The sequence below is a fragment of the Embleya sp. NPDC008237 genome (assembly GCF_042956465.1).
In the GTDB taxonomy this organism is placed as follows: Bacteria; Actinomycetota; Actinomycetes; order Streptomycetales; family Streptomycetaceae; genus Embleya.
In genome coordinates, this window is sequence record NZ_JBIBGL010000017.1 from 254212 (window position 1) to 267416 (window position 13205).

Here is a 13205-nt window from a genome sequence, read left to right on the forward strand (position 1 = left end):
CGCCCGCGGGGGGGGGGCGCCCCCGCGGGGGGGGGGGGGGGGGGCGGCGGGGCCCCCCCCCCCCCGGGGGGGGGGGGGGCCGCCCCCCCCCCCCCCCCCCCACGGCGCCCCAGGGCAGCGGCAACCGTCACGGGAGCCGTCCGGATGAACAATTTCCCGCATCCCTTCTTCCAGGCCGTCCCCTTCCGAATGAGTTGAGCTGCGGGCCCGTGCCCGATGATCTTGACCGGCAGGATGGCCAGGTGCGCGCTGCTCTTGTTTCGGACGACCTGTGGCAGCGGGTGGCTCCGCTTCTGCCACCCGCCCCCGTGCGGCGCCACCGCCACCCCGGGCGACTTCGCGTTCCAGACAGGGCAGCTCTCGCCGGCATTCTGTACATTCTGTGGACCGGTGCTTCCTGGCGCGACATCCCCGCCGAGACCGTGGGCTGCTCCGGAGTCACAGCCTGGCGCCGATTGCGGGACTGGACCGAGGCCGGAGTCTGGCCGCGTCTGCACGCTGCCCTGCTGGCTGAACTGCGCCGCACGGATTCTCTGGACCTGGACGACTGCGCCGTGGACGGCTCGCATGTCCGGGCCCTCAAAGGGGGAGACCATGTCGGCCCCTCACCGGTCGACCGGGCCCGCCCCGGCTCCAAGCACCATCTGATCGTTGACCGCCGTGGCATCCCGCTCGCCGTCATTCCCACCGGCGGCAACCGCCACGATGTGACCCGGCTCCTGCCGCCTCCGGCCGCGGCGCACCCTCGACACCCGGCGTCGTCCCCGGACGTGCCCGGCACGAATGGGGATCGTCTCGGGCGAACGGGCCTCCCCGGTACGGGGGTTCTGGTAGGCAGGTGGACCACACGCGGCGCCCTGGGAGACGACCTCGCGACGCGAGGCTCGTTCCGGGCTCCGTGACAGGGCGACACGAGGTGTCCCGGCCCGAGGGCCGGGGTGAGGGGGAGCACGATGGGCGATGCCGGGAGCTTCGACGGCTTGGTGGATCTGGCGGATGCGATCACGTTGTTGCGGGAGCAGATCGCCGAGGCTCAGAGTCGGATCGCGGCGCCGGGCGCGGACACGGGTGTGCGGTTGACGGTGGAGGAGATCACCCTGCAGCTCGGTCTGGAGCTTACGGAGGCCAAAGGCGTCAACGGCGGGTTGCGGTGGAGCGTGATCAGCCTGGGCGGCAAGAAGGACACCGGCCGCAGGACCACCCACACCGTCACGATGAGGCTGGCCTCGCACGGGCCCGACGGCCGCCGCAGCGAGGTCCGCGACGTCGAGTGACGCACGCTCTCGTGCGTGGGGTGGGTTGCGGGTGCGGTTGGGGAACCTCGGGAGGTTCGTGGTGGAGTTCGATCGTCGGGTGCAGGTCAGGGTCCGGCTCGCGGGCGTCGAAGGTCGGGGGTTCGGGTCGGGGTATCTCCTGGCGCCGCGTCTGGTGTTGACGGCCGCGCACGTCCTGGACGGCATGGCCGCACCGGGCCGTCCCGACACGGTGACCGTGTCCCGCCCCGGCAGGGGCGAACGCGAGTTCCCCGCCACCGTGGTGTGGCGGCGCAAGGACGCGCTCGTGGACGCCGCGCTCGTCGCGATCACCGACACCGACCCCGAACACCGGTGGCCGGTGCCGGAATCCCTCGGCGATCTGATCGCCCGCCCGCCGCAACGGTTCGGCCACCTGATCGGCACCCGCCCCCACCCGGTCACCCTCCTGGGCTTCCCCCGCATGCAGAAGGACCCGGACGACGGCGACCGCCTGGACGAACAGGTCACCGGCCGCGTCCCCCCCGGGGCACCGGGGCCATTCGACGACGTGCAGCACCTCGAGGGGCAGGTATCGCAGGGCCGCTTCGTCGGCGGCCCGATCGGTTGCGAGGTCGGCGGGCACCCCTTTGATCATCCCCCTGGGCCGCCGCCGACCACCGGCACAGCCACCACACCCGAAACGTCCGTAGGCACAAAGACCCTTCCGGTCCGGAACGACCCGCCGCCGGACGCTTCCGTTTCCGCGGTTGGTGCGGGGATGCAGTTCATCTGCCAACTCCGTTTCCCGAGAAGGTGGTTATTAGCCATGGGGACTCTCGGGGTGAGCCTTTGTGGCGTGAAACAGATGGTTGTAGGGATGGCGAAGGTTTTCGTATGGGTCATCCCACATCCCCGCATCGGCATTTGGTTATTTTGTCGATTTCGTGAATCTTCTGCGTAACCGGTTGGTCCTTCTACGTTTCTCTGTGGCGTGACCATGGCGGTCATGCCGATACAGGGGGTGGCGTGTGTTGACACGCTTGATGAGGGTTGCCCGGTGGCGCCCCGTACACGACAGACAATCGCTCTCCCGGCCCCGGATCGGGCGCCGGTCGACAGCCGTGGCGGTTTCCGGTGCCTTGGCGGTGACGTTGCTGGCGGGTTCGGAATCGGCGTTCGCGGCGGAGCCCGGGCCGCCGGCAGCGCCGGGGTCGGCCGCCGCGAGCGGTGGTTCCGTGCAGAACCTGCCGTCGGCGCGCTTGGCGGCAAAGCTGCGTGGTGAGCGAGTACAGGTCCTCGACATGCTGACCGAGGCGTCGACGACGTGGGCGAACCCGGACGGGACACTGACGACGGAGACGTCGGCGGGCCCGGTGCGGTTCCGCCGCGACGGCGTGTGGGTGGACATCGATGTGGCCTTCGCCCGCCGGCCCGATGGGAGCGTGGCGTCGAAGGCGCACCCCGGCGGGCTGCGGCTGGCAGGCCCCGGCGGCGGCGACCGCGCGAAATCCTTCGCGGGGTCGGCGAGTTCGCAGCCGCAGGACCTGATCACGATCGGTGCGGGCGTACAGGCGGTGGCGCTGCAGTGGAAGGGAGGTCTGCCCGAGCCGAAGCTGGACGGCGCGAAGGCCACCTACCCGGACGCGCTGCCGGGCGCGGACCTGGTGGTGGAGGCGACCCGAACCGGATTCGAGCAGTTCCTGGTCCTCAACAAGCGTCCCGAGACCGGGAGTTCGTTCACGCTGCCGCTGCGCGCGCAGGGCGTGAACGTCGCGAAGCAGGCGGACGGCAGCGTGCTGTTCACCGACAAGGCGACCGGGCGCGAGCTGGCCACGATGCCCGCCCCCCGCATGTGGGACGCCACCGTCGACCCCAGGACCGGCGAGCACACCCGCACGGTCCCCGTCGGCCTGGAGGTCGCACAGACCGGATCGAACATCGAACTGCGCCTGACCCCGGATGAAACGTTTCTGGCCGACCCCGCGACGGTGTTCCCGGTGACCGTCGACCCGTCCTCAGGCACGCTGTCGGACGTGTTCGACACGTGGGTTCAACAGGGGCAGACCGCGGACCAGTCGACACACACCGAGCTGAAGATCGGCTGGCCGGGCGACTACGCGAACCCGCCGACGAACACCCAGCCCAGAGTCGCGCGGTCGTTCGTCACCTGGAACATGGCGCCGATCAAGAACGCGATCGTGTCCTCGGCGACGCTGAAGCTGTTCAACTTCCACTCCTGGGACTGCACCCAGGCCCGCGCGTGGGAGGTCTGGGACACCAACACCTCCAGCACCGCCACCCGGTGGACCGCGCAACCGAACTGGTTGCAGAAGTTCGCCTCCTCGACCGAGACCCGCGGCACCAACTGCAACAACGGCGGGTGGGTGTCCGCAGACGTCACCTCGCTGCTGCAGTACTGGGCCGGACAGACCTCCGTCGTCAACCAGGGCATGGGCATCCGCGCGACGAACGAAGCCGACACCTACGCCTGGAAGCGGTTCTACTCCGGCAACGCGGCCGCCTCGCAGATCCCCAAGATCGAGGTGACGTACAACTACCGGCCGCGCACCGGCACCGACCTGCAGGCCGGCCCGCCGTTCTTCTCCTACAACGGCGAGTACGTCGTCAACACCCTCACCCCCACTCTGCGCGACACGTTCGTCGACGCGGACAACGACCAGGTCGACGGCACCTTCCAGATCTTCGACGCCGCCACGAACACCCAGGTCGGCGACGTCGTCGTCTCCCCGTACGCGCCCAGCGGGCAGCCGGTCTCCGCAGTCGTCCCGGCAGGGGTTCTCCAGAACGGCAAAACCTACAAGTTCCGCTCCAGCCCGTATGACGGGACGCACTACAACGACGGCTGGTCGGCGTGGAAGACATTCACCGTCGACACGTCAGCGCCATCCGCGCCCGGCGCGATCAGCTCGGCGGACTACCCGTCGAACGCATGGGTCAAGGGCATCGGGCAGACCGGCACGTTCACCGTGCCCCCGCCCACGGCCGATCACCACTGGCTGGAGTGGACCCTCGACGGCGCCACCTGGACCAAGGTCCCGACCAACGGGGCGAACACGCCGGTGGCCCTGCAGATCACCCCGACCAAGGGCGGCACGCAGACCCTCCAGGTTCGGGCGGTTGACAAAGCCGACAACAAGTCCGAACCCGTCTCCTACACCTTCCACGTCGGCGCGGGCGGCATCACCGGCTTCGATGACGGCGAGCGCACCGCCGCACGCCTCCCGCTGACAGCGGAAGCCGAGACCCCGAAGTTCGACGCGGTCACATTCTCCTGGCGGCGCTCGGATGCCGACGCGTGGGCGCCGATCCCGCCCGCCGACATCGTGAACGGCGGTCAGCCCCTGACCACTTGGCCGGTCGCGCTGGCGAACGGCGCAAGCCCGAATCTGGTGTGGAACGCCACCACCACCGTCAACCCCGACGGTCCCGTGCAGCTCAAGGCCGACTTCACCGGACCGCACAACGCCACCGGTGCCTCCGACCCGCTCAAGGCCGTGGTCGACCGCACCGCGGACGGCGCTGCGAGCCAGGACGTCGGCCCCGGCAAGGTGAACCTGCTTACCGGTGACCTCACCCTCAGCGGCACCGACGCATCGGTGTTCGGCATGACCGTGACGCGCACCGCGTCGTCCCGTACCCCCGACGCGGGCACGAAGCGGGAGGGACAGGCGGCGATCTTCGGCAAGGAATGGGTCTCCGGCACCGTAGCGGAACTCACCGATTCCAGCTACAGCGCCCTGACGAAGACGTCCGAGACCGCGGTGAGCATCGCGCTCGCGGACGGGTCGGCGCTCGGGTTCACCGCGAACCAGGGCGGAACCGGCTGGATCCCGGAAACCGGCGCGGAAAGCCTGACCCTGACCGGCTCTTTCGCGGCCGGGTTCACCCTGTCCGACACCGACGGCGTGGTCACCACTTTCGCCAAGGCCGATCCGGCCGCCACGGTGTGGACGGTCACCAGTTCCCTCGCCGACGGCCTGGCCAACTCCACGACCAAGGTGGTCTCCGAGACGATTGCCACAGCCCAGGGCGTCAAGCTCGCCCGCCCGAAGCGGATCATCTCCTCCACCAGTGCGGTCACCCTCGCGGCGTGCGAGACCAACCCCGCCACCAAGGGCTGTCGCGTGCTGGAGTTCGTCTACGCGAATACCACCACCGCAACCGCCTCGACGCTCGGGGACTTTGCCGGACAGGTGGCACAGATCAAGCTGTGGGCGACCGACCCCGGCGTCGCCGCCGCGACGGCGACGGACGTGACCCGATACACCTACGACAACACCGGCCGCCTGCGCGAGGTGTGGGACCCGCGGATCAGCCCGGAGCTGAAGACGACCTACACCTACGACACCGCCGGGCGCGTTACCACGCTCACCCCGCCCGGGCAGCTGCCGTGGACGTTCACCTATGGTCAAGCCGGCGGGTCGGCTGCGGCAGGCGACGGCATGCTCCTGTCCGTTTCTCGCCCCACCCTTACCCCCGGCACAGCCACCCAGATCAATGGCACCGCCGCCACCAGCCTCGTCTATGGCGTCCCCGCCGGCGGTACCGCGGCCCCGTACGACCTGGGCCCGGCAGCGACCGCGGCTTGGGGCCAGACCGGTACTCCGGCCGACGCCACCGCCGTCTTCCCCGCCGACCAAGTCCCCGCGAACAACAACGGATCCGCGCTACCGGCAAGCGCTTATGGCCGCGCGACGGTGACCTACCTGGACGCCTCCGGACGCCGGATCAACACCGCTCTACCCGGCGGCCACATCACCACCACCGACTACGACAAGTTCGGCAACACTGTCCGTGAACTCACCGCCGCCAACCGAGCCCTGGCCATTGGCGTCGGACCGGAAGAGCAGGCGACCCTCGCCGCGCTCGGCATCGCCGGGCTGCCCAGCGGCGAACGCGCCCGACTGTTGTCCACAACCAGGGTCTACAACGCCGATGGCACCCGGGAACTGGAGGAACTCGGCCCGCTCCACCAGGTCACCCTTACGTCCATTCTGGGCGACGGCTCCCAGACCGTCGCGGGTGCCGGAACCGCGATCGCCGCGCGTGAGCGCACCATCAAGGAGTACGACACAGGTAGGCCGACCGACGGCACCGCCAAGGTCAGGAACCAGGTCACCAAGGAAACCGTCGGCGCCCAGCCTCGCGCGAACACCGCACTGCTCGGCGACGCCCGCGTCACCGGCACCGGCTACGACTGGGCCAAGGGCCTGCCCACCAGTACCACCCAGAACCCGGGCGGCCTGAATGTGACCACCACCACCGCCTACGACGACCAGGGCCGCATCACCAAGACCACCCTGCCCAAGTCCAACGGCACCGACGCCGGCGCCACCATCACCACCTACTGGACTGGCAACGGCACCGGACCGTGCTCCGGCCGCCCCGAATGGGCCGACAGCGTCTGCCAGACAGGGCCCGCAGGGACGATCACCGGCGGCGGCACCAACCCGACCGAACTGCCCACCAAGACCAGCGAGTACGGCCGGTACGGCCAGACGACCAAGATCGTCGAGGCCGCCAACGGCACCACCCGTTCCACCACAACCGACCACGACAGCGCAGCCCGTCCGACCACCGTCACCGTCACCGGTGGCCTCGGCGCCGCAGTTCCCGTGACAGCCACCGGCTACGACCCGGCCAGCGGCCTCCCCACCACGACCAACTCGCCAACGGCTGGGACCATCACCCGCGCCTACGACGCGCTCGGCCGCCTCATCTCCTACACCGATGCCGACGGCGGCACCACCACCACCGCCTACGACGTGCTGAATCGACCGACGACTGTCACCGACAGCGTGCCGTCCAGCACCACGTACACCTATGCCACCGCGATCGAACCCCGCGGCCTGGTCACCTCCACCTTCGACTCGATCGCCGGAACGTTCACCGCCCGGTACAACCCCGACGGCACCGCCACCAGCGGTGCCCTCCCCGGCGGCTACACCATGCGCCAAACCCTCGACTCCACCGGTAGACCGCAAACTCGCGCTTACACGCGCAACAGCGACAACACCGTCGTGCTCAATGACACGATCACCGAATCCGTGCACGGCCAGTGGACCACCCACGCCGCCGCACCCGGCCAAAACTCCTCCCAGGCCTACGCCTACGACGCCACAGGACGCCTTACCCAGACCCAGGACACCGCGAACGGCGTCTGCACCACCCGTGCCTACACCTTCGACAACAACACCAACCGCACCGGCCAGAGCTCCGCGGCCGCGGGCCCCGGCGCCGACTGCACCACCAGTGGCGGCACAACGATCACCCACTCCTACGACAGCGCCGACCGCCTCACCGACTCCGGATACGCCTACGACGCCTTCGGTCGCAGCGCAGCACAACCCGGCGGCCTCGCCACCGCCTACTACTCCAACGATCTGGTTCGGCAGCAGATTGCCGGAACTAAGCGCCAGACCTGGTCCCTTGACGCCGCACTACGCTTCCGCTCCTGGACCACCGAGACAGCCGATGCGGGGACGTGGAGCCAGACCGGCAACAAGGTCAACCACTACGGCGCGGACGGCGACAATCCCCGCTGGGTCGTCGAGGACATCACCACTGGAGACCTCACCCGAAACGTCACCTCGCCGATGGGCGACCTCGGCGCAACCACCGGCAAGGCGGGTGGCACCGCCCTGCAGTTGACCAACCTCCACGGTGATGTCGTCGTGACTCTGCCGCTCGACTCCACCCAACCACCCCTCGTACTGGACTTCGACGAGTACGGCAACGTCAAGACCGGTGCCCCGGGACGCTACGGGTGGCTCGGCGGCAAGCAGCGCTCTGCCGAGACGCCGACCGGCAACATTATGATGGGCGTACGTCTCTACAGCCCTCCGGTCGGCCGGTTCCTCACCGTCGACCCGATCCCTGGGGGCAACGCCACCGCGTACGACTACGTCCGGGCAGATCCTTTCACGCAATTCGATCTCGATGGCAAGAGGTGCTGGAAATGGGCACGCAAAGCGTGCAACGTGGCCAAGAGCGCGGGACGCAAAACCATGTATTACGCGTCATATCCGATACAATGGGCGGCGTATGGCATCTCTTTCACGGTCCTCACCAACATCGGAATCAGGGGCGGATTCGCCTTGGGTGGACCCTTTGGGGCCTTCTTCGGCGGAGTCGCCGGTGTCGCAGCCTGGTACTACGTGTCCGGCCGGTACACCAGGCCATTCTTCAGTTCCTGGCGCAGCCGCTGGCGCTAGAAAAGTGAGAGGAGGAAACATGTGCGTTCCTTCATTGATCCGGCGGAAATGCTCGGAGAAATCTACCGCGCACAGAAGGATGAGGTCGTCAAAGAATTGGAATCGGCCGAAACGCCCAGCCAAATAAGGAAGGCGCGGCGCGCCCTTCGAAGGCTCCGGCGTACTCACCTCTGCCACAGTCTCCTGAGGTCCGCACGCTGGTAGCGCCAGCTCTCGAAGGCGAGTGAGATGCGAAGCGGTGGTCTGCCGATCCTCCTGGCGGACCACCGCTTCCTACTCGCTCCGGCACGCAGTCTCCACGCGGGACTAAGCGGCCCTGACGACAGCAGCCTCAATCGAAGCCCCGATTCGGTAGGATCTGCGAGATCGTTCGCCCTCGATATTCCCACGCTGCCGCGCTCCACGCATCGGTTGGTACGCCCTTCAGAGTCGGACAACGGACGGCCATCTCAATCCGACACCTGTAATTCGATAAGATCACTATTCTTTGTCGACAATTGACTGAGCTTCTTCAACCCCCGCACTCGACATACCAACGAAACACTCTGTCCTGCCTCGACATCAACGGTGACCGACTGGCTGCCGATCCAGTCCATCTCGCAGCGCACTGTGTGCCTGCCGGGAGAAACGGGCACGTCACAGTTCTCCATCTGCTTGACTTTGCCTACCTTTCGTCCGTCAACAATCACCTTTACCGAACGCATTGCAGCGCCTCTGCCGAATTCTCGAAACACCGAAATCTGAGACAAATCATTCTCCCGCTGCTGTGTGATCACGCCCGCTCACCCTATCGGAATTCCTGAAACCGCAGTGTGAGTGTGCGTTGTGGTGGCGGTGGTTGGTCGTCAGTGGGGTGCGGGTGTCGTGTGGGTGTTTGTGTGCTGGCCGGGGCATGAATGACCGTGATCGTTTCGACTGTCACGGGCGTGACCGTCGACTGACGTCGGGTGCCTGACACAAGCGGGTTGTTGAACCGCTCCGGGTTTGATCGAGACTCTCGTTCTTGAGAGAATCGGACGAATCATGCCGAAGCATTCTCCAAGGGATCTTAAAGAGCGGGCCGTGCGCCTGGTGCTGGAGACCCGTGACCAGTACAAGTCCGAGCACGCGGCGATCCGCTCGATCGCCGCCAAGCTCGACGTCGGGCCCGAGTCGCTCCGCAACTGGGTGCGTCAGGCCGAGGTCGACGCCGGCGGCAGGCCCGGAACCACGACGGAGGAGTCCGCGCAACTCAAGGCGTTGAAACGGGAGAACGCGGAACTGAAGCGTGCGAACGAGATCCTGAAGGCTGCGGCGTCTTTCTTCGCGGCCGAGCTCGACCGGCCACACACACGCTCGTAGCGTTCATCGACGAGCACCGGGACCGCTTCGGCGGAGTCGAGCCGATCTGCACCGTGCTCACCGCGCACGACTGCAGAATCCACCCGTCCACCTACTACGCCTTCAAGAAGCGCGTGCCCTCCGCGCGCTCCGTCCGCGATGCCCAACTGATCGCCCTGATCAGAGACGTCCACGAAACGAACTACGGCGTCTACGGCGTTCGCAAGGTCTGGGTCGAGTTGAAGCGCCGCGGCCGCACCGACGTCGCCCGATGCACCGTCGCCCGGCTGATGAAGGACGCCGGGCTCTCCGGCGCCGTCCGCGGCCGGAAGGCCCACACGACCGAGGCGGACCCGAGCGCCACGCGGGCGCCGGACCTGTTGCGACGCGACTTCGTCGCGTCGGCGCCGAACCGCGTATGGGTGGCGGACTTCACCCACGTCGCCGCGTGGGCCGGGACCGTCTACGTCGCCTTCGTCGTGGACACCTTCTCGCGCCGCGTCGTCGGTTGGTCGGCCGCAACGAACAAGCGCACCGACCTCGTACTCTCCGCATTCGAGATGGGCCTGTGGCAACGCGACCGCGCCCAACGCCCGGTGCGGCACGGCGAGTTGATCCATCACAGCGATGCCGGTTCGCAGTACACCTCGTTCCGGCTCTCCGCACACCTCGCACGCGAAGGCACCACCGGATCCATCGGCACCGTCGGGGACGCCCTCGACAACGCCCTGATGGAATCCACCATCGGCCTCTACAAGACCGAATCGATCAAACCCCGAGGCCCGTGGCGCACCCTGGCTGCCGTCGAACTCGCCACCGCGGAGTGGATCGACTGGTACAACCACACCCGACTCCACGGTGAAATCGGCCACGTCCCACCCGCCGAACACGAAGCCAAGCACTACCAGAAACAACCAGATCAGCAGGTCATCACCACAACCGCGAGTCTCTAACAAACCCGGAGCGGTTCAACCGGCACCGCGATGCGGTCCTAGGGAAGCTTGACGGCCTTGACGATGAAGCACTGCGGCGACCGATGATTCTGTCAGGAACCAACTTGCTGGCCCTGGTTAAGCACTTGGCGACCGTCGAGTACGGGTGGTTCTGCACAACGTTCGGACGCGATGAAAGGGGACGAATGATGCAATACGGCACCCGCGACGACCTCCTCGGCCGACTGGCCACGGAGATTGGATCCGTCACTACCGCGCACCCGCTCAGGGTCGCCATCGACGGGCCGCCCGGCGCGGGCAAGACCACGCTGGCCGACGAACTCGCCGCCGTCCTCCGCGCGCAGGGCCGCGAAGTCATCCGCGCGACGATCGATGACTTCCTGTTCCCCCGGGCACAGAGATATCGGCGCGGCCAGTACTCGGCCGAAGGCTGCTACTTCGACGCCCACGACCGCGACGCGATACGCCGGGTGCTGCTCGACCCGCTGGGCCCGGATGGGGACCGAAGGTTCCGGACGGTGATCTACCAACGGGAAACCGACACCACAGTGTCCCTGCCGGTCGCAACGGCTCCCGCGGATGCCGTATTGCTCTTTGACGGTGTGTTCCTCCAGCGCCCAGAGCTGCTCGACCGATGGGATCTGAGCATCTTCGTCGCGGTTGAGTTTGATCGGACACTGGAACGCGCCCAGGCCCGAGGCACCGCCGACACAACCGAGATCGAGCGGTCCTGGCGCGACCGCTACATCCCCTCCCAGCAGCTCTACTTCGCTCAGGCCCGCCCGACCCACCACGCCGACATCATCGTGAACAACGACGAGCTCCAGCGGCCCGCCTGGGAAGTCAGGCCACACCGATCGGCGCGGAAGCAATGACGCGGATCAGCCGCCGGCCTCAAACCGGGTGAACCCCATCACACCTGGCCGCCGGAATCGCAACACAGGCCGCAATGAACGTCGCAAACACGGCTCCAGGCCGACTACGACCGAGCCCTCCGAGTCGTCGCCGAGATCGACACCGCCAACACCGTGGACGAGGAATCCTCATGAGAATTCCCCGCGTCCCAGCGGACCGAGAACGAGAACCGCATCCGAGTCGGCATGGACCGGCTCCTGCGCGGCGAGATCCAGCCGGGCGGCAAGTGCGACATCAAGACCCTCGCCCTCGAAGCAGCCGTCGACCGCATGTCGGCGTACACGTGAACGTCCCCACTCACGTACGGGTGAAAAGGGACAGTTGTTGACGCGGTGAGCGCTGTTGCTCGGCACCCTGCTGGTAGGTCGGTGTGGGGTGGAGGAAGGGGCTGGCAGTGGTCTTGGATCCGCATCGCTGGTTGGATCTTCGGCGCTTCCGCGGTCTTCTGGAGTCCGGGGCGATGAGCCTGTCGGAGATCGCCAGGGAGACCGGGCTGGACCGGAAGACGGTCCGCAAGTATCTCTCGGCCTCCGGCCAGGCGACTCCTCCACGCCGGTCGTCGAACGGGCGGTCCCGGGCGCGGGTAATCGACGAGTTCGCGCCGCTGGTCGACTCGATGCTCCGTGCCGAGGTTCTGATGAAGGCCGCGGTCATCCACGAGCGGCTGGCCAACGAGTACGGGTTCACCGGGAACTACCAGCGCGTCAAGCTCTACGTTCAGACGGCCCGGCCACGGGTAGCCGAGGAACTCGGCATCACGCCGAAGGAACTGGCGGGAATGCACCGCAGGTTCGAGGTCGTCCCGGGCGCCCAAGCCCAGGTGGACTGGGGTGACGAGGGCAAGATCCTCGACCACATGGGCATCGCGAAGGTCTACTCCTTCCACATGACGCTGTCGTACTCGCGCGACCCGTTCTGCTGCTTCACCACCGGTCAGGACCTGCAGATGTTCTTCGACTGCCACCGCCGTGCGTTCGCGCACTTCGGCGGGGCGCCGATGACGATCGTCTACGACCGCACCAAGACCGTCGTCCGTCGGCACGTCGCCCCCGGTGAAGCGGTACCGCTGCATCCGGAGGCGGTCGGCTTCGCCGGCCACTACGACTTCGACATCGACGTCCTGGCCGCCTACCGGCCCCAGGGCAAGGGCAGGGTCGAGCGGCAGGTGCTGATCGTCCGTGACCACGTACTGTCCGGCCGGTCCTTCTCCTCTATCCACGAAATGGACGCCGCGTTCGCCGCCTGGGTGCCGCAACGACGCGCCCAGATCCACAAGACGCACCGAGAAGTCATCGCCGAGCGGGCGGCCCGCGACCACGCGGCGCTCAAGGCCCTGCCGCCGACGCCGTATCTCGTTGCCGAACGGCAGTTGAGGCACGTCGGCAAGGACTGCCTGGTCGCCTTCGACGGCAACCTCTACTCGGTGCCCGCCCACCGAGTCCGCCCCCGGCAAGTCGCCCGCGAAGCGGGCGTCTCCCGGTCCTGGCTCTACAACCAGCCGGACCTACGAGCCGAGATCGAACGTCTGCGAGCCCGGCATCGCCCCG

General features: G+C 67.6%; 7 protein-coding genes and 2 pseudogenes. 8 read left to right on the top strand and 1 reads right to left on the bottom strand.

The window, feature by feature from the left end; all coding sequences use genetic code 11:
• Nucleotides 1-209 precede the first annotated feature (209 nt).
• From ACFZBU_RS36585 to ACFZBU_RS36600, 4 genes and pseudogenes are all read left to right on the top strand, one after another.
• A pseudogene (locus tag ACFZBU_RS36585) lies at nucleotides 210-767 on the top strand (IS5 family transposase); the annotation flags it as partial.
• 186 nt (nucleotides 768-953) lie between these two features.
• Nucleotides 954-1274: a trypco2 family protein gene (locus tag ACFZBU_RS36590; protein WP_391588051.1), complete on the top strand. Its 321-nt coding sequence runs from the start codon at nucleotides 954-956 to the stop codon at nucleotides 1272-1274.
• Between the two features lie 58 nt (nucleotides 1275-1332).
• Nucleotides 1333-2196, top strand: coding sequence for a trypsin-like peptidase domain-containing protein (locus ACFZBU_RS36595; RefSeq protein WP_391588052.1), 864 nt, complete (start codon nucleotides 1333-1335; stop codon nucleotides 2194-2196).
• 274 nt (nucleotides 2197-2470) lie between these two features.
• Nucleotides 2471-8470: a DNRLRE domain-containing protein gene (locus ACFZBU_RS36600; RefSeq protein WP_391588053.1), complete on the top strand. Its 6000-nt coding sequence runs from the start codon at nucleotides 2471-2473 to the stop codon at nucleotides 8468-8470.
• 449 nt (nucleotides 8471-8919) lie between these two features.
• Here ACFZBU_RS36600 and ACFZBU_RS36605 read toward each other — a convergent pair whose 3' ends face one another.
• A complete protein-coding gene (locus ACFZBU_RS36605) occupies nucleotides 8920-9246 on the bottom strand; it encodes a hypothetical protein (protein ID WP_391588054.1) in 327 nt (108 codons plus the stop codon).
• 247 nt (nucleotides 9247-9493) lie between these two features.
• On the opposite strand from ACFZBU_RS36605, the gene ACFZBU_RS36610 reads away from it, so the two are divergent.
• From ACFZBU_RS36610 to istA, 4 genes and pseudogenes are all read left to right on the top strand, one after another.
• Nucleotides 9494-10743 (top strand): IS3 family transposase gene (locus tag ACFZBU_RS36610; RefSeq protein WP_391588055.1). Its coding sequence is split into 2 segments (ribosomal slippage): nucleotides 9494-9767 and nucleotides 9767-10743, totalling 1251 coding nucleotides; the frame shifts between segments, so codons are not numbered across the junction.
• Nucleotides 10744-10763: 20 nt separating this feature from the next.
• Nucleotides 10764-10916: pseudogene (locus tag ACFZBU_RS36615) on the top strand (DUF664 domain-containing protein); the annotation flags it as partial.
• Nucleotides 10917-10931: 15 nt separating this feature from the next.
• Complete coding sequence (locus ACFZBU_RS36620; protein ID WP_391588061.1) at nucleotides 10932-11618, top strand: cytidylate kinase family protein; 687 nt, start codon at nucleotides 10932-10934, stop codon at nucleotides 11616-11618.
• Between the two features lie 434 nt (nucleotides 11619-12052).
• The coding region (istA, locus tag ACFZBU_RS36625; protein ID WP_391588056.1) for an IS21 family transposase at nucleotides 12053-13205 on the top strand (1153 nt) is incomplete at its 3' end.